The organism is Streptomyces sp. NPDC055815, from assembly GCF_053616475.1.
The window spans coordinates 11,301-29,984 of the sequence record NZ_JBSHDU010000036.1; the positions used below are offsets into that span (position 1 = coordinate 11,301).

Annotated in this window: 19 protein-coding genes and 1 pseudogene; 7 read left to right on the plus strand and 13 right to left on the minus strand. The window is 73.1% G+C overall.

Translation table 11 applies throughout. The annotated features are described in order from the left end of the window. Window positions 1–128: 128 nt before the first annotated feature. The 7 genes from ACWGN5_RS22695 to ACWGN5_RS22725 all read right to left on the minus strand — a co-directional run bounded on the left by ACWGN5_RS22695 (window position 129) and on the right by ACWGN5_RS22725 (window position 6,581). Window positions 129–1,586, minus strand: coding sequence for a hypothetical protein (locus tag ACWGN5_RS22695; protein WP_453518022.1), 1,458 nt, complete (start codon window positions 1,584–1,586; stop codon window positions 129–131). Between the two features lie 14 nt (window positions 1,587–1,600). Further along, window positions 1,601–2,677 (minus strand): hypothetical protein, encoded by a 1,077-nt coding sequence (locus tag ACWGN5_RS22700; RefSeq protein WP_453518024.1) that lies wholly within the window; start codon window positions 2,675–2,677, stop codon window positions 1,601–1,603. Further along, window positions 2,674–3,486, minus strand: coding sequence for a COG1470 family protein (locus tag ACWGN5_RS22705; protein WP_453518026.1), 813 nt, complete (start codon window positions 3,484–3,486; stop codon window positions 2,674–2,676). The genes ACWGN5_RS22700 and ACWGN5_RS22705 overlap by 4 nt, the downstream gene beginning before the upstream one ends. Then, window positions 3,486–4,169, minus strand: a complete 684-nt coding sequence (locus ACWGN5_RS22710) for a peptidase (RefSeq protein ID WP_453518173.1) — start codon at window positions 4,167–4,169, stop codon at window positions 3,486–3,488. The genes ACWGN5_RS22705 and ACWGN5_RS22710 overlap by 1 nt, the downstream gene beginning before the upstream one ends. Window positions 4,170–4,335: 166 nt before the next feature. Next, entirely contained in the window at window positions 4,336–5,604 is a 1,269-nt protein-coding gene (locus tag ACWGN5_RS22715; RefSeq protein ID WP_453518029.1) for an RNA-guided endonuclease InsQ/TnpB family protein, read from the minus strand. A 108-nt stretch (window positions 5,605–5,712) separates the two neighbouring features. After that, entirely contained in the window at window positions 5,713–6,132 is a 420-nt protein-coding gene (locus ACWGN5_RS22720) for an ATP-binding protein (RefSeq protein WP_041129544.1), read from the minus strand. Between the two features lie 80 nt (window positions 6,133–6,212). Continuing rightward, on the minus strand, window positions 6,213–6,581 hold the full coding sequence (locus ACWGN5_RS22725) for an STAS domain-containing protein (protein ID WP_453518032.1): 369 nt from the start codon (window positions 6,579–6,581) through the stop codon (window positions 6,213–6,215). 222 nt (window positions 6,582–6,803) lie between these two features. Here ACWGN5_RS22725 and ACWGN5_RS22730 point away from each other — a divergent pair, with 222 nt between their 5' ends. After that, entirely contained in the window at window positions 6,804–7,691 is an 888-nt protein-coding gene (locus ACWGN5_RS22730; RefSeq protein ID WP_453518035.1) for an RNA polymerase sigma factor SigF, read from the plus strand. Window positions 7,692–7,755: 64 nt separating this feature from the next. On the opposite strand, the gene ACWGN5_RS22735 is transcribed toward ACWGN5_RS22730, so the two are convergent. Then, window positions 7,756–8,346, minus strand: a complete 591-nt coding sequence (locus tag ACWGN5_RS22735; RefSeq protein ID WP_453518037.1) for a hypothetical protein — start codon at window positions 8,344–8,346, stop codon at window positions 7,756–7,758. Window positions 8,347–8,453: 107 nt separating this feature from the next. Here ACWGN5_RS22735 and ACWGN5_RS22740 point away from each other — a divergent pair, with 107 nt between their 5' ends. After that, complete coding sequence (locus ACWGN5_RS22740) at window positions 8,454–8,810, plus strand: hypothetical protein (protein ID WP_453518038.1); 357 nt, start codon at window positions 8,454–8,456, stop codon at window positions 8,808–8,810. A gap of 34 nt (window positions 8,811–8,844) precedes the next feature. Here ACWGN5_RS22740 and ACWGN5_RS22745 read toward each other — a convergent pair whose 3' ends face one another. The 5 genes from ACWGN5_RS22745 to hutU form a co-directional block, all read right to left on the minus strand. Next, complete coding sequence (locus tag ACWGN5_RS22745) at window positions 8,845–9,456, minus strand: HD domain-containing protein (RefSeq protein WP_453518040.1); 612 nt, start codon at window positions 9,454–9,456, stop codon at window positions 8,845–8,847. Between the two features lie 41 nt (window positions 9,457–9,497). Beyond that, a complete protein-coding gene (gene hutI / locus ACWGN5_RS22750; protein ID WP_453518042.1) occupies window positions 9,498–10,664 on the minus strand; it encodes an imidazolonepropionase in 1,167 nt (388 codons plus the stop codon). A 102-nt stretch (window positions 10,665–10,766) separates the two neighbouring features. Further along, on the minus strand, window positions 10,767–12,107 hold the full coding sequence (locus tag ACWGN5_RS22755; RefSeq protein WP_453518044.1) for a formimidoylglutamate deiminase: 1,341 nt from the start codon (window positions 12,105–12,107) through the stop codon (window positions 10,767–10,769). Continuing rightward, complete coding sequence (locus ACWGN5_RS22760) at window positions 12,098–13,294, minus strand: allantoate amidohydrolase (protein WP_453518176.1); 1,197 nt, start codon at window positions 13,292–13,294, stop codon at window positions 12,098–12,100. The genes ACWGN5_RS22755 and ACWGN5_RS22760 overlap by 10 nt, the downstream gene beginning before the upstream one ends. 17 nt (window positions 13,295–13,311) lie before the next feature. After that, complete coding sequence (gene hutU, locus ACWGN5_RS22765) at window positions 13,312–14,988, minus strand: urocanate hydratase (RefSeq protein WP_453518047.1); 1,677 nt, start codon at window positions 14,986–14,988, stop codon at window positions 13,312–13,314. Between the two features lie 114 nt (window positions 14,989–15,102). Here hutU and ACWGN5_RS22770 point away from each other — a divergent pair, with 114 nt between their 5' ends. The 5 genes and pseudogenes from ACWGN5_RS22770 to ACWGN5_RS22790 all read left to right on the plus strand — a co-directional run bounded on the left by ACWGN5_RS22770 (window position 15,103) and on the right by ACWGN5_RS22790 (window position 18,635). After that, entirely contained in the window at window positions 15,103–16,419 is a 1,317-nt protein-coding gene (locus tag ACWGN5_RS22770; protein ID WP_453518049.1) for a diaminopimelate decarboxylase, read from the plus strand. A gap of 32 nt (window positions 16,420–16,451) precedes the next feature. After that, window positions 16,452–16,931 carry an SRPBCC family protein gene (locus ACWGN5_RS22775; protein ID WP_453518051.1) on the plus strand — a complete coding sequence of 160 codons (480 nt, stop codon included), beginning with the start codon at window positions 16,452–16,454 and terminating at the stop codon, window positions 16,929–16,931. A gap of 135 nt (window positions 16,932–17,066) precedes the next feature. After that, window positions 17,067–17,449, plus strand: a pseudogene (locus ACWGN5_RS22780) (hypothetical protein). Continuing rightward, window positions 17,446–18,201: a transcriptional regulator gene (locus ACWGN5_RS22785; protein WP_453518053.1), complete on the plus strand. Its 756-nt coding sequence runs from the start codon at window positions 17,446–17,448 to the stop codon at window positions 18,199–18,201. Before ACWGN5_RS22780 ends, ACWGN5_RS22785 begins: the two are co-directional and overlap by 4 nt. Then, window positions 18,201–18,635 carry a roadblock/LC7 domain-containing protein gene (locus ACWGN5_RS22790; RefSeq protein WP_351191428.1) on the plus strand — a complete coding sequence of 145 codons (435 nt, stop codon included), beginning with the start codon at window positions 18,201–18,203 and terminating at the stop codon, window positions 18,633–18,635. The genes ACWGN5_RS22785 and ACWGN5_RS22790 overlap by 1 nt, the downstream gene beginning before the upstream one ends. Window positions 18,636–18,684: the final 49 nt, after the last annotated feature.

Below are 18,684 nucleotides of genomic sequence, written 5' to 3' on the forward strand. Positions count from 1 at the left end.
TTCCACGGGCGAGTGACAGACCGGCTGCGGCGGACAGTGGTGCCGTGGGGGGGCCCGGGGAAGGTGCGGCCCCCCCCCGCCCGGGGGCCCCGCCCCCCCCCAGGGTGCGACGGGCCCTCCGTCGTGCGTCACCGCCTGAGCCGCGCCCAGGGGGTGAAGGTGAAGACCGCGCCGCCGACCAGGATGATCGTGCCCGCGACGAGGGCGAGGGCGCGCAGGGCGCCGTCGTTCTCGGCGCCGGTCTGGGCGAGGTTCCCGCCGTCGGAACCGCCGGAGGCCGAGCTGGTGCCCGCGGCCGTCCCGCCGTCGGAGCCGCCGGAGGCACCGCCGGCCTGCTTGCTGGTGTCCAGTTCGAGGGAGGCCTGCACGGCGCCCTTGACCTGGCAGGGGATCACGATCGGCGAGCCGCCCAGCGAGACGCTGATGGTGAGCGCGCCCGGGCTGAGGGTGGACTTGCCCGTGGCCCCCGGGGTGTAGGTGCCCTTCATGTCGGGCAGGTCGACCGGCTTGCCCGCTTCGAGGGGAGCCGCGTTGGCGGGTCCGGTGACCTTCACCGTTCCGCTGTCGGCGCCGCCGAGCTTGACGGCCATGGACGGCTTGAGGGCACCGGCGGGCAGGGCCGCCGGGCTGTTCATGACGCCCTTGGCGGTCTTGACCGTGAGGTCGTAGCCGTTGCCGTTCTTCTTGGCGTCGATCGTCACCTTGGAGGCGATCGAGGCGGGGCCGGGGGGCTGGCAGGAGAACTGGACGGCGACCTGCTTGCCGGAGAAGTCGGTCTGCCCACCGGAGCCGCCGGAACCGCCGGAGCTGCCACCGGAGTCGCCCCCGGTGCCGCCGGAAGCGGTCGTGCCGCCGGAGGTGGTGGTGCCGCCCGCCGTGGAACTCGTACCGCCGGACGACGTCGTACCGCCGGACGTGGTGGTCGTACCGCCGGACGTCGTCGTACCGCCCGAGGCCGAGGACCCGCCGCCCGACGCCGTCGAACCGCCCGACGCCGTCGAACCACCGGACGTGGTCGAACCGCCCGACGTCGTCGTACCGCCCCCGGACGTCGACGAACCGTCCGTCACCTTGATCGTCGCGCCGACCGGCACCGTCTCCTTCGGGGAGCACTTGGTGTCCGTCGACAGCGGCTTGGAGACGTTGATCGTGTACTTGCCGGGCGTCAGCGTGATCTCGCCCGCCTTGTCCAGCTTCAGCTTCCCCTTCATGTCGGGGAGGACCATCGGGCTGTTCTTGGGGATCGGCGGGTTCTGCCGCGGCCCCTCCATGGCGACGGTCCCGCTCCCCGCGCCGCCCAGGGTGAGGACGCCGGTGGGCTTCACCGTGTCCTTGTCGAGGTCGAGCACGTCGGGGTTCTTCGAGGCGGCCTGGACCGTCTTCCAGACGATCTCGACCTCGTCGCCGACCTTGGCCTCCGCGGGTGCGGTGATCAGCACCTTCGTGGTGCCCTGCACGGGCGGAAGGCCCGAGATCGACGGCGGGATGCACTCCGTCGCGTAACTCACCTCGGCGGCCTGGGCGGGGCCGGCGGCATACAGGATCCCCGCGCCGCCGAGCATCAGCGCGACTCCGGCCGCGCTCATCCTCCGTTGGGTACTCACACCTGTCCCTTCGTCGTCGGGCTGCTGCTCTCTGGCGCTGACGGTGCGGAGTCAGGGCTGAACCACGGCAGGGCCGCGGTCGTCTCCCCGTCCCCCGGTGCGGGGGCGGAAGCGGGTGTACGGGCCGGGGCGCGCCGCCGCGGGCGCGCCCTCGTCCGGGTCCTGGGGGCGGCGGCCCGGCCGGCCCCGGAAGCGGGCCGCGCGCGGTCGACCACGGCCATGCCGATCCGGAACAGCGCGGCCGGCACCACGACGGCGAGGAGCACCCAGAAGAGCGTCACGCCCCAGGGCCTGCCGACGCCCCAGGGCTGCTCGACGAGGACCTTGCCGGCGTACGTCACGGAGACCTGGTAGTCGCCGTGGGCGCCGGCCGAGAGCTCGGCGGGGAGCCGGATCAGGGCCTTCTTGCCGGGTTCGATCGTGCCGCGCCACTGGCGTTCCTCGTACTGCGGCGCGAAGACGCCGTGGCTGGTGCCGACCTGGAAGACCGGGTCCTTGACGGGGGCCGCGCCGAGGTTGCCGACGGTGAAGACGACCTCGCGGCGCGGGGGCGCCCCGAACCAGACGAGGAGGCCGCTGGAGCCGTCGAGGCGGACGGCGGCGAGGACGGCGAGGCGGCCGTCGCCGGAGGCCTCGGGGAGCGGGGCGGTGGGATGCCCGGCGACCGTGAACTCCTTGTCGACGGCGTCCTGCTGGCCGGTGACCCCGGCGACGTGCACCACGCAGGGGCAGGGCTTGGGCGGTTCGGAGACGGGAAGCTTGGCGCTGAACCCGCCCCTGGCGTCGACGGTGGCCGCCCGGCCCTCGGTGTTGGCGCAGGAGTTGGTGCCGCCGATGACGCCCTTGCCGGGGGCGCCCTGACCGCAGATCAGGAGCATGAGCAGCGCGCCCGGTTTCCAGCCGCTGCCGCTGACGGTGATCTCGCCGCCCTTGCCGCCCTCGGCCGCGGAGAGTTCCACGACGGGCCCCGGGGCCGCCGTCGCCGCGGGGGCGGTGGGCAGCAGGACGAGGGCGAGGGCGGCGAGGAGCGCGGCGGCCGTACGGATCGTCATGCTGCCTCCGGTCGTCCTCATGCTGCCTCCGGGGCCGACGGGGTACGGGACGTGGTGCGCCGCCGTGCCGCGTACCCGGCTCCGGCCGCCGCCGCGAGGAGCAGTCCGGCCGCTCCGGTCAGCGCGGGGCCCGAGGCGAAGGAGGCCTCGGCGCGGGCGGTGGCGGGGGCGGCGCCCGGTGCGGTGGCCGTCAGCCGGACGGTGACGGCGTCGAGGGCGGGCGGGTCGGGCCAGGGTTCGGTCCTGGTGGCCCGCTCGCCGGGGCGCAGGGTGAGCGGCAGTTGGCGGTCCGGCCGGTCGAGGACGGTGCCGAGGAGACCCTCGGCGCGGACCGCGAGGCGCGGGGCGAGGACGGTGGTGCCGCGGTTGACCAGGGTGTAGCGGACGGCGTCCTCCTCCACGTGGACGTCCTCGACGGTGAGCGCGGCGAGGCGCGGTCCGCTGACCCGGAGCCGCAGGTCGACGCTGACCTCCCGGCCGGCGGCCACGGCCCGTACGGTGCCCCGGTGTTCGCCGGGCGGGGTGTCCCCGGTGACGGTCACGGCGAAGGGCACGTCGGCCCGGGTCCTGGCGGGCACGGTCACCGACGGCGCGGCGAAGGACACCGGGGCGCCCTGGCCGGTGAGGCGCACGGTGAGGGGTGCGGTGCCGGGGTTGGTGACCGACAGGGTGTCCTGGAGGACGCTGCCGGCCGGACCCTCCAGGTAGGCGTACGGCCGTCCGGCGGCGGGCGCCGCCGTCCACTCCTGGGCGCCGGGGGGCGCCGCCGCGACCGCGCCGAGGAGGGCGGTCGCGGCGGCGACGAGCCCGGAACGCGCCGCCGTACGCATCAGCGTGCCGTGCGCCGCGTGAGCCAGAGGACTCCGGCGGCGCCGGTCAGCAGGACGGTGCCGCCGAGGGTGCCGAGCGCCATGGCGGAGTCGAGCGGGCCGGTCTTGGGCAGCTGGTCGCCCTCGGTCGCGGGCGGCGGCGTGTCGTCTTCCGAGCCGCCCCCCGCGACCCCGGTGACCTGGAGTTCGAGCGAGGGCTTCGGGTTGTTCTTCGGGGTGCAGACGGCCGCGTCCATCCCGAGGGCGTGCACGGTGAGGACGCCCGCCGTGAAGGTGACCTTGCCGTTCTTCTTCGGGGTGAACGTGCCGGTCAGCGTGCCGATCTTGATCGGGGTGTCCGGTGGGATGGCGGCCGTGTTCGGCGTACCGGTCACCTTGACCGTGCCGCTCGCGTCTCCGCCGAGGACGAGCTCGGCGCGCGGGGTCATGACGCCCTTGGGGAGCTCGACCGGGCTGTCGGAGACCCCCTTCTCGAAGGACATCGTGATCGTGTACGCGCTGCCGTTCTTGACGGCCTTGATGTCGACGGGCGAGACGGCGCTCTTCGGCCCGATCTTCGTCTCGCAGGCGTAGTCGACGTCGACGACGGCCGCGTGGGCGGCCGGCGCACCGGCCAGCACGGTCGCGCCCGCCACCGCGACCGCGGCCGTGAGCGCGGCGGTCGTTCTCCTCCGGTTCGGCACCTTGGACACCCCGAGCACCCCTCACCGCAACGTAACTGACGGTCTTTCAGATTGGCCGTCAAGGTACGCCCGGGGCGTTGAGGAAGGAAGGGAACGGGTGAACTTTTGAATGCTCCCCTCCTTGAAAGGAGGACTCTCACCGTCAAGGAGGATGGGGATTTCTGGCTCACGCTGCCTGGCCAGGCGGCACCTGGTCCGGTCTTCTGCGATCGACACCAGCCGGGTTCAGACCTGCCCGGACGAGCATCACACATGCGGAGTTCTTGTCCCTGGGGGATTCGACTCCGCAGGCGGTGCAGGTATAGGTGCGCTCACCCAGCGGCAGTCCGTGCTTGGCTCTCGCTCCGCACTGCGCGCAGTCCATCGTGGTGTACGCGGGGTGGACCAGGTGCACGGCCCTGCCGTGCTTGCGGCCCATATCGATCAGGGCCTGCTTGGTGGCGCCGATGGCGGCGTCAGCGGCCTTCCTGGCCATGGTCGTCTTCGCGAGGAACTTCGGCCTGAAGTCCTCCACCGCGATCTCGTCGTGGTCACGGACCACCGCCTTGGCCCATTTACGTACGGTGTCCTGGCGCTGTCGGGCGGCCTTCTTGTGCGCCTTCGCGCGCAGCCGCTTGGCTTCGCGATAGCCCTTCGATCCGGCCTGGCCCTTCTTCGGCCTGCGGCGGGACATCATCCGGTCATAGCGGGCCAGCTTCTCTCCGACTTTCCTGCCGTGCTCGGCATGGGGCAGGTCATGGGCGTCGGAGGTGGTGGTCGCCGTCTCCCTCACACCCCAGTCGATGCCGATCACCGCCCCCGTGCCGGGGAGCGGCTCGACGACGGCCGGGACGACGAAGCTGGCGTACCAGTGCCCGAGGCTGTCCTGATGGACCCGCACCGAGGAGGGTGCGGCAGGCAGGTCCCTGGACCACACGACGGTCAGGACGACGCCCCCGGCGAGATGCAGACGGCCGCCCTTCAGACGGAAGCCGCGCCGGGTGTAGTTCAGGGACGGCAACGCCTCGCGTTTCTTCTTGAACTTCGGCATCCCCGCCCGGCACTGCTGCGACACCCGCTCCCGGATGTCCTTCTGCGCCTTGGCCCTGGACCTGCCGAAGTCCCGAATGATCTGCTGCTGCGGAACACAACTCCCCTCCCCCAGCCAGCCGCTGCTCTTCCGCGCCTCGGTCAGCATGCGGTCCAGCTCAGCCGGACCACATGTCCGCATGGCGGCCCCCTCGGGGCGCGCCAGGTTCCAGGCGTGGACCTGCCTCGACTTCGCGACGCACTCGTTCCACACCCAACGGCAGCGCTCCCACTCGGCCGACAACGCGGCGTGAGCATTGGCCGACACCCGCAGCCGGAACGCCCACCGGGCACACCCGCCATCTCCGGCCGCCACCTCGCCAGCCTGTCGGCCCCGGAAGGAGCCCCTGGTCGTGGATGCCGTCATGCCACGTCACCGTAGGCGCGCAGTCGCACACCCGCATCACGATCGCGCACCTGTCCACCTTGCGTGGGACGAGTTCGCACGGGCGTTCACTTCTCTGGGACGAAAGTCCTAGGCGGGCGCGGCCAGTTCGGCCCAGACCGTCTTGCCGGGGGCCCCCGGGGTGCGGTCGATGCCCCAGTCGAGGCAGAGGCGCTGCACGATGAACATGCCGTGGCCGCCCGGCCGTCCGGAGCGGTGCGGGGTGCGGGGGGCGGGCTGGCCGGCGCCGCGGTCGGTGACTTCGAGGCGCAGGGTGCGGGGCATGCGCAGGACGCGCAGCCGCTCGGGGCCCTCGGCGTGCAGGCAGGCGTTGGTGACGAGCTCGGAGACGACGAGCAGGACGTCCTCGGCGGCGGCCCTGCGGTCGGCGGTGGCGGCCGGGAGCCAGCCCCACTCGTGGAGCGCCGAGCGCGTGAAGTCGCGTGCGAGCGGCACCGTGCCGCTGGTCTCGCCGAGGGCGAGCGTCCGGACGTCGGAAGCTTGGTCCATCAACGCTTCACCTCACCGATCGACGGGACAGAGGGACAGGACGTACGGGCGGAGCCGTTGAGCGGTGTATGACGTCGGTCTCAGCCGGGGAGCGCTGTGGCGAGCGTCTCGTGCACGGTGAAGACGGCGTCCGCTCCCGTGATGTGGAACACCCGGGCCACCGCGGGCCGCATCGCCACCAGATGGACGCCGCCGCCGGCGGCGTCCGCCCTCAGCCGGGCGCCGAGGAGCACGTTGAGCCCGGTCGAATCGCAGAACTCCAGGCCCGTGCAGTCGACGACGAGCCGTGCGCGGCCCGCGTCGAGGGCGGTGTCCAGTGGGGCGCGGAGCAGTTCGGCGGTGTGGTGATCGAGCTCACCGACGGGCGTGAGGAGCGCGCTCCCGGCGACGTCGCGGACCTCGACCCGCAGCCGCGCGGGCGGCGCGCTGCCGATGTGTTCGCGGTCCATGGCCGTGCCTCTTCTCGCTGTCGCGGATGCCGACTGACGTGCCCCGAACCCTACAAGCGGCGTGCCCTCCGATGCACACGAGGCACTTCTCATATCGGTACGAACCGGATTATTGCCACTTGCAACCATCAGGGTCGACCGGGTAGGGCTAGAAGGGAACGTCCGACCCAACCGGCTTTGGAGGCGCCGCAAACCGCAGCGAGAAGCACCCGAAGGAGACCCATGTCACCCCGGCTCGACGCCCCGCGTACCCCCGACGCGCCGTCGGCAGCAGTCCCCCTCCCTTCCGTGGTCGATCTGCCCGATCGGCTGCTCGACACGCCGCTCGACCGGATCGGACCGGTCGACGCCCGTGCCCTGTCGAAGCAGCTCTTCGCCCGGCTCTCCGAGCTGGAGGAGGGCACCCACGACTACGCGTACGTCCGCAACACCCTGGTCGAACTGAACCTGGCCCTGGTCAGGTTCGCCGCCGCACGGTTCGGTACCCGCAGCGAACCGATGGAGGACATCGTCCAGGTCGGCACGATCGGCCTCATCAAGGCGATCGACCGCTTCGAACTGACCCGCGGCGTCGAGTTCCCGACGTTCGCGATGCCGACGATCATCGGCGAGATCAAGCGCTTCTTCCGCGACACCTCGTGGTCCGTGCACGTGCCCCGCAGGCTCCAGGAGCTCCGGCTCGACCTCGCCAGGGCCGGTGACGCGCTCGCGCAGCGCCTCGACCGGGCCCCGACCGTCGTCGAACTCGCCGAGGAGCTCGGCATCGCGCCGGAGGAGGTCGTCGAGGGCATGGCCGCGAGCAACGCCTACACCGCGGCCTCGCTCGACGCGCAGCCCGACGAGGAGGACGGCGCGGGCGGCGAGGCCGCGCTCGTCGACCGGCTCGGCTACGAGGACAACGGGCTCACCGGGATCGAGTACATCGCCTCCCTCAAGCCGATGATCGCCTCGCTGCCCGCCCGCGAACGGCAGATCCTCTCCCTGCGCTTCGTCTCCGGCCTCACCCAGTCGGAGATCGGCGCGGAACTCGGCATCTCACAGATGCACGTCTCCCGCCTCCTCGCCCGCACCCTGGGCCGGCTGCGGCGGGGGCTGACGCTGGAGGAGTGACCGTCACCATGACCGCGTCACGGGCCCGCTCACGGTCGACCGACCGTGGACGGGCCCTTTCGCGCTACCACCCGATCTGTACGTCCCCGAGGACCTCGCCGCCGATGAGGGCGGCGAGCTTCCGGGCGCGGGGGAGGTCGCCCCACTTTTCGACGTGCACGAAGACGGTGTGGTGCGGGGTCCAGTCGTCGATCTGGGCCGTGTCGCCGTGCAGGACGAGCTGGACGCCGTCGTACTGGTCGGAGCCGGGGCGCTCCGCGTCGGGGTCGTCCGGCCAGCGCCCTCGCCACGAGATGTCGGTGGTGCCGTCCCCGACGGCCCGGACGATGTCGGCCCCGACGGCCGCGAAGGGCACCTCGGCGGAGAGGCAGAGCGGCAGCTCGGCGCGGATCTCGTCGTCACCCGCGGTGTCGAGGTCGAGCTCGCACCAGAGGTACTTCCCGGTCACGGGGTCCCGCTCGGCCTCCACCCGGTCGACGGCCGCGCCCGGAAGCAGGCGCGCGATCCGCCGCACCTCCTCGACGGTACGGACCTCGACGTCGACGTACACCTCCCCGTCGACACGCTCCAGCATCCCGACGAGCCGCCACGCGCGCGCGTAGGCCTCGTCGGCGTCGGTGGTCGTGAAGACGGCGTGGGCCCGTGAATTCCCCATGCGGCGCAGACTCGCACGGGATCCGGCCGGTCTCGTAATCGATTGGCGGCCCGCACAGGCCCGTCGCTACCGTCGGGCCCCCGACCTCACGCAGAGAGCGAACCACCATGACCGGCCGCACCCGACCGACGACGACCCTGTGGCGCCCCACCGGCCCCGTCGAGCTGGAGCTCGTAAGGGAGTCGGGATGGCGGGCCTGGCCGCCGCGGCTGCCGGAGCAGCCGATCTTCTATCCGGTGCTGAACGAGGACTACGCGGTGCGGATCGCGCGCGACTGGAACGTCACGCACGACGGCGCCGGCTTCGTCACGCGCTTCGAGGTCGACACGGGGTTCCTCCGCAGGTACCCGGTCCAGCAGGCGGGCGGGCGGACGATCCTGGAGTTGTGGGTTCCCGCCGAGGAGCTGGACGAGTTCAACACGCACATCGTCGGCGAGATCGAGGTCGTGCACGCGTTCCGCTGACGGCACGTGGTCAGTGTGCCCGGCAGCCGCGTCGTCAGCGGGCGACGGGGAACGACGCCTGGAAGGCCAGGCGGGCGTCCGCGCCGTCGCCGAGCCGTTCGAGCAGGTCGTCGAGGGCCAGGAACTCCTCCCAGCGGGGCCGCCCGCTCGCCTCGGCCAGCCGGGTCGCGACGAGGTCTTCGAGCTCGGGGACCCGTTTGTTCTTCCAGATCTTGTCGGCCGTGCTGACCAGGAGGTCCTCCAGGCGCGCCCCGGGGTCCGTCCACATCGCGTGGGTGGCCGCGAAGCGGGCCCGTTCCGGCGGGAAGCCGTGGGACGCGAGGAGTTCCCTTCCCGCCTCTTCGTGGCGGGAGCCGGGGCCCGAGAGTTCGCCGGGGTGCACGACCTTGCCGATGTCGTGGGTCGCCGCCCCGAACAGGACGGCCTCCCGGTCGAGTTCGAGGCCCGGGTAGCGGTCCTCAGCCCAGGTGACCAGCTCCCGGGCGACGTCGTGGACCGCACGCAGGTGGGCGGCCAGGCGGGGAGGCGCGTCCAGGGTGCGGAGCAGGTCCGCGACGGGCCGCGGGAGCGGGCCGAGGGGCGGGTCGGCGGGAGCGTCCAGCGCTCGGGACAGTGCGTCGGCGGGCGGTGACATCGGTGCCGTCATGGCACCAGAGGGTAGGCCGTCGCCCCTCCCGCGGGGGCGGTTCAGACCGCCCGCACGCCCTTCCGCCAGACCTCCGCGATCAGCGGCACGCCCGGCCGGTACGCCAGGTGGACGTGGGAGGGGGCGTCGAGGATCGTCAGGTCCGCGCGGGCGCCGACGTTCAGGTGGCCGACGTCCGTGCGGCGGAGGGCCGCGGCGCCTCCGGCCGTGGCGGACCAGAGGGCCTCGTCGGGGGTCATCAGCATGTCGCGGACGGCGAGGGCGATGCAGAACGGCATCGAGGACGTGAAGGACGAGCCCGGGTTGCAGTCCGTGGACAGGGCCACGGTGACGCCCACGTCGATCAGGCGGCGGGCGTCCGGCCATTCGGCCCGGGTGGAGAACTCGGCTCCCGGAAGCAGCGTCGCGACCGTGTTGCCCTGGGCGAGCGCGTCGATGTCGGCGTTGGTCAGATGGGTGCAGTGGTCGGCGCTCGCCGCGTCCAGCTCGACCGCGAGCTGCACGCCGGGGCCGTACGTGAGCTGGTTGGCGTGGACGCGGGCCTGCAGGCCCTTCGCCATGCCGGCCTTGAGGATCGCGCGGGCCTGGTCGCCGTCGAAGGCGCCCTTCTCGCAGAACACGTCGACCCAACGGGCGTACGGGGCACAGGCGTCCAGCATCTCGCCGGTCACCAGCTTCACGTACCCGGCCGGGTCGTCGGCGTAGTCGGGCGACACGATGTGCGCGCCGAGGTAGGTGACCTCGTCCGTGTGCTCCGCGGCGATGCGCAGGGCGCGGGCCTCGTCCTCGACGGTGAGGCCGTAGCCCGACTTGGTCTCGAAGGTGGTGGTGCCCTGGCGGAGGGCCTCCCACATGTACTTGGCCACGTTCGCGGAGAGTTCGGCGTCGGTCGCGGCCCGGGTCGCGGCGACCGTCGTGCGGATGCCGCCCGCCTTGTACGGCTGGCCGGACATCCGGGCGTTGAACTCCGCGGTGCGGTCGCCCGCGAAGACGAGGTGCGAGTGGGAGTCGACGAAGCCGGGGATGACGGCGCGGCCGGCCGCGTCGACGGCCTGGTCGGCGGCCGGGGCCGCCGTCGCCGGGCCCACCCAGGAGACCTTTTCGCCTTCCAGGACGAGGGCGGCGTCCTTGATCAGGCCCAGGGGGCCTTCGCCGAGGGTGGGGTCGTTCGTGACCAGGCTGCCGATGTTCGTGATGAGCGTCGTCATGTTGTTCTCCGGTGGGGGCGGGCGTTCGGGTGCGGGCCGGTGGGCCGGTGGTGCCCACCCGTTCCGCCCCGCGGAACGCATGCCCACCACCGGCCGGCGCGCCTAGTTCCTGAGCGTGGCGATCGCCGAGGCCAGGGCCTCGCCCGCGTTCGGTACGGCGGCGTGCGTGCCGTTCTCGACGATCGTCCGGCCGCCCACCACCACGTGGTGCACGTCCGCCGCCGTGGCCGCGAAGACCGCCGTCTCGGCCGCCAGGCGCGGGACCGGGCCCGCCGTGCGGACCGAGTCCAGGGTGATCGTCGTGAAGTCGGCGAGCGCGCCGGTCTCCAGGGTGCCCGCGTCGGCCCAGCCGAGGGCCGCGTGGCCGTCGGCCGTCGCCGCGCGGAGGAGCGCGGCGGCCGTCCAGTGGCCGCGGGTGCGGGTGCGCAGGCGCTCGTTCAGCTCCATCGCCCGCGCCTCTTCGAGGAGGTCGACGACGGCGTGGCTGTCGCTGCCGAGGGAGAGCGGGGAGCCGGCCCGCTGGAGGGCGACGGCGGGGCCGATGCCGTCCGCGAGGTCGCGTTCGGTCGTCGGGCACATGCAGGTGCCGGTCGAGGACCCGCCGATGAGCGCGATGTCCTCGACCGTCATGTGGGTGTTGTGGACGCCCGTCGTCCGCGCGCCGAGGACGCCGTGCTCCGCCAGGAGCTGCGTCGGCGTCATGCCGTGGGCGGCGAGGCAGGCCTCGTTCTCGGCGGTCTGCTCGGAGAGGTGGACGTGGAGGGGGGCCCGGCGGTCCTGGGCCCAGCGGGCCACCGTCGACAGCTGGTCGGCCGGGACGGCCCGTACGGAGTGGATGGCCGCCCCGATGCGGACGCCGTCGCGTTCCTTGAGGGCCGAGACCCGCTCGGCCCACTTCTCCGCCGTGCCGTCGGTGAAGCGGAGCTGGTGCTGCTCGGGGGCGGCGCCGAAGCCGGAGGAGAGGTACGCGGTGTCGAGGAGGGTGATGCGGATGCCCGCCTCCCCGGCGGCCGCGATCAGGGCCTCGCCCATGGCGTTGGGGTCGGCGTACGGGGTGCCGCCGGGGGCGTGGTGCAGGTAGTGGAACTCGCCGACGGAGGTGATGCCGGCGAGCGCCATCTCCGCGTAGACCGCGCGGGCGAGGGCGAAGTAGCTGTCGGGGGTGAGGCGCTGGGCGACGGTGTACATGATCTCGCGCCAGGTCCAGAACGTCCCGGAGCCGACCTGGACCGTGCCGCGCAGGGCCCGGTGGAAGGCGTGCGAGTGGGCGTTGGCCAGGCCGGGGATCGTGAGGCCGCGGAGGACGACGGCGCCCGGGGGCGGGACGTCCACCCCCGTGCGTACGGCGCTGATCCGGCCGTCCGAGGAGACCTCCAGGGCCACGCCCGGCTCCACGTTCGTGTCGAGCCAGGCGTGTTCCAGCCAGTACGTCGTCAGCGGCACGCCAGCTCCTCCAGTACGTCGGCGAGTGCGAGGACCCCGGCCACGCAGTCGTCCTCGGCCGCGTTCTCGGCCGGGGAGTGCGAGACGCCCGTGGGGTTCCGTACGAACAGCATGGCGGTCGGGATCGATTCGGACAGGATGCCCGCGTCGTGTCCCGCGCCGGTGCCGAGGACCGGCACCTTGCCCGAGGTGCCCAGGATGCGGGAGAGCTCGTCGCGCAGGGCGTGCGAGAACTCCACGATCGGGGTGGAGGACTCCTGGACGACGGCGAGGTCGATGCCGTGGCGGTCGGCGTACTCCCGGGCCGCGGCCTCGACTCCCGTGACGACCTTGTCGAGGGAGCCCTGGTCGGCGGCGCGGGCGTCGAGCCAGCCGCGGACCATCGACGGGATGGCGTTGACGCCGTTCGGCTCGACCGCGATCTTGCCGAAGGTGGCGACGGCGCCCGCGAGTTCGGCCTCGCGGCGGGCCGCGAGGACGGTCTCGGCGTACGTGAGCATGGGGTCGCGGCGGTCGACCAGGCGGGTGGTGCCCGCGTGGTTGGCCTCGCCGGCGAAGTCGTACCGCCAGCGGCCGTGCGGCCAGATGGAGGACGCGATGCCGACGGGGTCGCCGGAGAGGTCCAGGGCGCGGCCCTGCTCGACGTGGAGCTCGACGAAGGCGCCGATGCGGGCGAGTCGCTCGGGGTCCGCGCCGATGGCGGACGGGTCGTACCCGGCGGCCTCCATGGCCTGCGGGAGGGTGATCCCGTCGGCGTCGCGGAGCTCGTACGCCTGCTCCTTCGTCAGTCGTCCGGCGGTGAGGCGGGAGCCGACGCAGGCGAGGCCGAAGCGGGCTCCTTCCTCGTCGCCGAAGTTGACGATGGCGAGGGGCCGCTTGAACGAGACCCCGCGGGAGCGGAGTTCGTCGAGGGCGGCGAAGGCGGACACGACGCCGAGCGGGCCGTCGAAGGCGCCGCCGTCGGGGACGGAGTCCAGGTGGGAGCCGGTGACGACGGCGTCGCCCGCGGTGGGGTCGCCGAGCCAGGCCCACTGGTTGCCGTTGCGGTCGGTCTCGACGTCCAGGCGGCGGGCCTCGGCCTGCATCCGGAACCAGAGCCGGCAGTCGGCGTCGGCCTCGGTCCAGGCGTAGCGGCGGTAACCACCGGAGGCGGCGCTGCGGCCGATGGGCCGCAGCGACCGCCACATGGCGTGGAAGGTGGCACTCACGCCGAGGCCTCGTCGTCGGAGCCCTCGCGCATCGGGACGCGGACGCCCTTCTCGTCGGCGACGCGCTCGGCGATGTCGTAGCCGGCGTCGACGTGGCGGATGACGCCCATGCCGGGGTCGTTGGTGAGCACGCGGCGGATCTTCTCGCCGGCGAGCTTGGTGCCGTCGGCGACGGAGACCTGGCCGGCGTGGATGGAGCGGCCCATGCCGACGCCGCCGCCGTGGTGGATGGAGACCCAGGAGGCGCCGGAGGCGACGTTGACCATGGCGTTGAGCAGCGGCCAGTCGGCGATGGCGTCGGAGCCGTCGAGCATGGCCTCGGTCTCGCGGTACGGGGAGGCGACGGAGCCGCAGTCGAGGTGGTCGCGGCCGATCGCGAGGGGGGCGGCGAGGGTGCCGTCGGCGACCATGTCGTTGAACATGGCGCCGGCCTTGTCGCGCTCGCCCTGGCCGAGCCAGCAGATGCGGGCGGGCAGGCCCTGGAAGTGGACGCGCTCGCCGGCCATCTTGATCCAGCGGTGCAGGGACTCGTTCTCGGGGAAGAGGTCGAGGATCGCCTTGTCCGTCTTGTGGATGTCGGAGGCCTCGCCGGAGAGGGCGGCCCAGCGGAACGGGCCCTTGCCCTCGCAGAACAGCGGGCGGATGTAGGCGGGGACGAAGCCGGGGAAGGCGAAGGCGCGGTCGTAGCCGGCGAGCTGGGCCTCGCCGCGGATCGAGTTGCCGTAGTCGAAGACCTCGGCGCCGGCGTCCATGAAGCCGACCATGGCCTCGACGTGCTTGGCCATCGACTCGCGGGAGCGCTGGGTGAAGCCGGCCGGGTCCTTGGCGGCGGCGTCGGCCATGTCGTCGAAGGCGACGCCGATCGGCAGGTAGGACAGCGGGTCGTGGGCCGAGGTCTGGTCGGTCACGATGTCGATCGGGGCGCCCTCGGCGAGCATCTGCGGGAGCAGCTCGGCGGCGTTGCCGAGGAGGCCGATGGAGAGCGGGCGGCGGGCGTCGCGGGCCTCGACGGCGAGCTGGAGGGCGTGGGCGAGGTTGTCGGCCTTGACGTCCAGGTAGCGGTGCTCGATGCGGCGCTCGATGGCGCGCGGGTCGACGTCGACGCAGATCGCGACGCCGTCGTTCATCGTCACGGCCAGCGGCTGGGCGCCGCCCATGCCGCCGAGGCCGGCGGTGAGGGTGATCGTGCCGGCGAGGGTGCCGCCGAACTTCTTGGCGGCGACGGCGGCGAAGGTCTCGTAGGTGCCCTGGAGGATGCCCTGGGTGCCGATGTAGATCCAGGAGCCGGCCGTCATCTGGCCGTACATGGTGAGGCCGAGCTGCTCCAGGCGGCGGAACTCCTCCCAGTTGGCCCAGTCGCCGACGAGGTTGGAGTTGGCGAGGAGGACGCGGGGGGCCCACTCGTGGGTCTGCATGACGCCGACGGGGCGGCCGGACTGGACGAGCATCGTCTCGTCCTGCTTGAGGGTGCGCAGGGTGCGGACCATGGCGTCGAAGGAGCGCCAGTCGCGGGCGGCCTTGCCGGTGCCGCCGTAGACGACGAGCTTGTCGGGGTGCTCGGCGACCTCGGGGTCGAGGTTGTTCTGGAGCATCCGGAGGGCGGCTTCCTGCTGCCATCCCAGGGCGCTCAGTTCCGTACCGCGGGCGGCTCGCACGGGGCGGGGTCCTGACATGGGGGTGCCTCCTCGAATGTCGTTCAGATATTCACATACTGGCTCGCTGAATAGTCTTAGTCAACAGGGCGTACCGGCCACGCCGTGGACGGGATGTGGACAAGACTGGGCCGCATGGCCTCCTCCCGTCGTGATCTCGCCGTCCGAGCCACCGTCGACCAAGGACTCCTCTCCCCCGCCGAGCCGGTCGTCGCCCTCCTCGACACCGCCGGCATCCGCGCCTCCGCCACCGCCCTGACCAGCGCCTTCGCCGCCGTCACCGACGCACACGTGCTGCACGCCTTCGCCGTGAAGGCCACCCCGCTCGTCCCCGTCCTGCGCCTGCTCCACGAAGCCGGGCTCGGCGTCGAGGTCGCCAGCCCCGGCGAGCTGGCCCTCGCCCGCGCCGCCGGGATCCCGCCCGGCCACACCGTCCTCGACTCCCCCGCCAAGACCCCGGCCGAGCTCCGCCAGGCCCTCGCGCTCGGGATCGCCGTCAACGCCGACAACCTCCAGGAGCTGGCCCGCCTCGACGCGCTCGTCGCCTCCGCACCCACCGCCTCACCGCTCGGGCTCCGGGTGAACCCGCAGGTCGGAGCCGGTTCCATCGGCGCGCTCTCGACCGCGACCGCCACCTCCAAGTTCGGCGTGACGCTCCGCGACGAAGGCGCCCGCAAGGCCGTCGTCCAGGCGTACCTGGAGCGGCCCTGGCTGACCCGGCTGCACACCCACACCGGCTCCCAGGGCATCCCGCTCGCCCTCATGGCCGAGGGCGTCGGCGAGGCGTACGCCCTCGCCGAGGAGATCAACCGGGCGGCCGGCCGGCAGCAGATCGACACCCTCGACATCGGCGGCGGGCTCCCGGTGAACTTCACCTCCGACGAGGAGACGCCGACGTACGCGGAGTACGCCCGGCTGCTCGCCGAGACCGTCCCCGGGCTCTTCGACGGCCGCTACCGGCTCGTCACCGAGTTCGGGCGCTCCCTGCTCGCCAAGCACGGCACGGTCCTCGCCCGGGTGGAGTACACGAAGACCTCCGGCGGCCGCCCGATCGCCGTCACCCACGCGGGCGTCCAGCTGGCCACCCGTACGGTCTACGCCCCCGAGTCCTGGCCGCTGCGCGTCCTCGCGTACGACTCCGAGGGCCGCCCCCGCACCGATGACGTCACCGTCCAGGACGTGGCGGGCCCCGCCTGCTTCGCCGGGGACCTGCTCGCCACGGGCCGCGCGCTGCCGCTGCTGCACCCGGGGGACGTCGTGGCGGTCCCGGACACCGGCGCGTACTACTTCGCCCACCACTACGCCTACAACAGCCTGCGCCGGCCGGGGATCCACGGCTTCACGGTCGACGACGAGGGGGCGGTGACCTTCACGACCGTCCGCGAGGCCCAGACGCTCGACGAGATCGTCGCCGAGGCGGGCGGGGCGCGGGCGGACGCGCTGGTCCGGTAGCGGGGGCCCGGCGGCCCGGCTTCCATGGAGCCATGACTGGAACGGGTACGGACACCACCTCCGTCGTCGTCGAGCGCCGGGTCGCCGCCTCCCCCGGGCGGGTCTGGGAGGCCATCACCGACCTGCGGGACATGCCCCGGGTCCTCTCCGGCGTCGAACGGGTGCAGGTGCTCACCGAGGGCGGCTTCGGGGTGGGCACGCGCTGGCGCGAGACCCGGCGGATGCTCGGCAAGGAGGCCACGGAGGAGATGACCGTGACCGAGTGCGAGCCGCCCGACCGGTACGTCACGGTCGCCGACTCGCACGGCATGCACTACGTCTCCGAGCTCACCCTCACGCCCGACGGCGCCGGGTCCACCACCCTGCGGATGTCCTTCTCCGCGCGGCCCGCCGGCGGCCGCGCCCCCGGGCTCGTCGCCCGGCTGCTCGCCCGCTTCGGGGCGAAGGCGGTCGCGAAGGCCCTCGCGAAGGACCTGTCCGACATCGCGCACGCCGTGGAGGCCCGCGGCTGATCGTTTGGATCAATTCGCGTCAGACAGTGGCATGTTCCGATGGAAAATGCCAGAACGCCTCCCCGGGGCACGAACGTTCAGTAGCGTCACCGTCACTGCCGCACGTTCGCACGCCGCATCGGGAGGGGAATCCGCGTGCCCGGAATCGACGAGTGCTTGCTGGAGGCCTGGCCCTGCCCGGGGCCCGGGGCGCCTCCCTGGTCGACTGGACCAGCGGGCTCGCGCTCGGGACGGCGGGCGAGTCACCGGTCGGAGACCATGAGACGACGGCCGCCGAGACCGCCGAACTCGCCCGCGCCGCAGCCGAGTTCGACTCGTTCACCGCCGGAGCGGCCGAAGGCCCGCCGGTCGAGGACCTGATCGTCACCACCCGCGCCGGCTACCACGTCCTCCGCTTCGTCGAGACCTCCTTCGACAGCAGCGTCTTCCTCCACCTCTGGCTCGACCGGGACTCCGGCAACCTCGCCCTCGCCCGGCTCCGGCTCCGCGACCTGGCGGACAGGCTGGTCCTGGGATGAGCGTCTCCCCGATGCTGGTCCGGCTCGCCGCCGAGAAGGCCACCGGCGCCCTGCTCCGCGACCACGGCACGCTCTACCTCGTCGACGGCCGGGTCGTGCACGCCGAGTCCCCCGCCGCCCCCGGCGTCGACGTCCTCCTCACCACCGGCGGCCGGCTGCCCCGCGAGGGCTGGGACGAGGCCGTCGACCGGGCCGGCGCCCACCGTGCCGTCGGCCGCTTCCTCGTCGACAGCGGCCGGCTGCACGACGGCGAGCTGGAGATCTGCCACCTCGGCGCCGTCTTCGACGCGGCCTTCTTCGCCCTCTCCCCCACCAGCGGGCCGACCCGCTTCCGGTACGGGGTGGGGCACTGGTTCGGGACGGTGCGGCCGGTCTCCGCCGAGGCCGTCGAGCGCGAGACCGTCCGCCGCCGCGAACTCCTCGACGCCGTCTGGCCGTACGCCTCCGTCGACACCGCCCCGGTCGTGCCGCGCCCCGCCGCCCCCGGCCAGACCACGGGGGCCCGGCAGCGCGCGCTGCTCGCCGCCGCCGACGGCGAGAAGACCCCCGCCGACCTCGCCCGGAAGCTCGGCCGGCCCGCCTTCCACACGCTGCTCGACGTGCGCCGCCTCGCCGCCGCCGGGCTCGTCGAGACACCACCGGAACCCGACCCCGTACCGCCCCCGCCGGCACTTTTACCGGGCCCGCCGGTGGCCGATCCCGACATCGCCCTGCTGCGCCGGCTCCGTGACGCCCTGGAGGCACACCTGTGATGAGGCGTGCCCTGCGCATGCGCGCCGAGAGGAGACAGCTCATGACGGCAGAAGCCGAGGTCCTCGGCGAGCTCAGACGGCTGCGGGCCCGGCTGCCCCAGCTCACCGGGGCCCTGGCGGCCAGCGCCGACGGACTCGTGCTCGCCCACGACACCGTCGACGGCGAGGCGGAGAGCGTGGCCGCGCTGACCGCGGCGGCCCTCGGCGTCGGCCAGCGGCTGACCGACACCACCGGGCAGGGCCGCTTCCGTGAGCTGCTCGTACGCGGCGAGGACGGCTATGTGGCGACGTACGCGGCGGGCGGCTCGGCCGTCCTGACACTGCTCGCCGAACCCCGGATCAACGTGGGCCGGCTCCATCTGGAGGCCCGCAGGGCGAGCGCCCGGATAGGGGAACTCGTCGACGGCGCACTGGAACGCAGAGACCTGAACTGAATCCGTCCGATCAGCAATCCGTGCGATCAGCAGTCTGATCAGCACCGAG

What these genes read in the sequence shown, in the direction of transcription:
- ACWGN5_RS22695 (WP_453518022.1), bottom strand. Translation starts at nt 1,586, where the DNA reads ATGAGCGCGGCCGGAGTCGCGCTGATGCTCGGCGGCGCGGGGATCCTG.
- ACWGN5_RS22700 (WP_453518024.1), bottom strand. Translation starts at nt 2,677, where the DNA reads ATGAGGACGACCGGAGGCAGCATGACGATCCGTACGGCCGCCGCGCTC.
- ACWGN5_RS22705 (WP_453518026.1), bottom strand. Translation starts at nt 3,486, where the DNA reads ATGCGTACGGCGGCGCGTTCCGGGCTCGTCGCCGCCGCGACCGCCCTC.
- ACWGN5_RS22715 (WP_453518029.1), bottom strand. Translation starts at nt 5,604, where the DNA reads ATGACGGCATCCACGACCAGGGGCTCCTTCCGGGGCCGACAGGCTGGC.
- ACWGN5_RS22720 (WP_041129544.1), bottom strand. Translation starts at nt 6,132, where the DNA reads ATGGACCAAGCTTCCGACGTCCGGACGCTCGCCCTCGGCGAGACCAGC.
- ACWGN5_RS22725 (WP_453518032.1), bottom strand. Translation starts at nt 6,581, where the DNA reads ATGGACCGCGAACACATCGGCAGCGCGCCGCCCGCGCGGCTGCGGGTC.
- ACWGN5_RS22730 (WP_453518035.1), top strand. Translation starts at nt 6,804, where the DNA reads ATGTCACCCCGGCTCGACGCCCCGCGTACCCCCGACGCGCCGTCGGCA.
- ACWGN5_RS22735 (WP_453518037.1), bottom strand. Translation starts at nt 8,346, where the DNA reads ATGGGGAATTCACGGGCCCACGCCGTCTTCACGACCACCGACGCCGAC.
- ACWGN5_RS22740 (WP_453518038.1), top strand. Translation starts at nt 8,454, where the DNA reads ATGACCGGCCGCACCCGACCGACGACGACCCTGTGGCGCCCCACCGGC.
- ACWGN5_RS22745 (WP_453518040.1), bottom strand. Translation starts at nt 9,456, where the DNA reads ATGACGGCACCGATGTCACCGCCCGCCGACGCACTGTCCCGAGCGCTG.
- hutI (WP_453518042.1), bottom strand. Translation starts at nt 10,664, where the DNA reads ATGACGACGCTCATCACGAACATCGGCAGCCTGGTCACGAACGACCCC.
- ACWGN5_RS22760 (WP_453518176.1), bottom strand. Translation starts at nt 13,294, where the DNA reads ATGTGGCGGTCGCTGCGGCCCATCGGCCGCAGCGCCGCCTCCGGTGGT.
- hutU (WP_453518047.1), bottom strand. Translation starts at nt 14,988, where the DNA reads ATGTCAGGACCCCGCCCCGTGCGAGCCGCCCGCGGTACGGAACTGAGC.
- ACWGN5_RS22770 (WP_453518049.1), top strand. Translation starts at nt 15,103, where the DNA reads ATGGCCTCCTCCCGTCGTGATCTCGCCGTCCGAGCCACCGTCGACCAA.
- ACWGN5_RS22775 (WP_453518051.1), top strand. Translation starts at nt 16,452, where the DNA reads ATGACTGGAACGGGTACGGACACCACCTCCGTCGTCGTCGAGCGCCGG.
- ACWGN5_RS22785 (WP_453518053.1), top strand. Translation starts at nt 17,446, where the DNA reads ATGAGCGTCTCCCCGATGCTGGTCCGGCTCGCCGCCGAGAAGGCCACC.
- ACWGN5_RS22790 (WP_351191428.1), top strand. Translation starts at nt 18,201, where the DNA reads ATGAGGCGTGCCCTGCGCATGCGCGCCGAGAGGAGACAGCTCATGACG.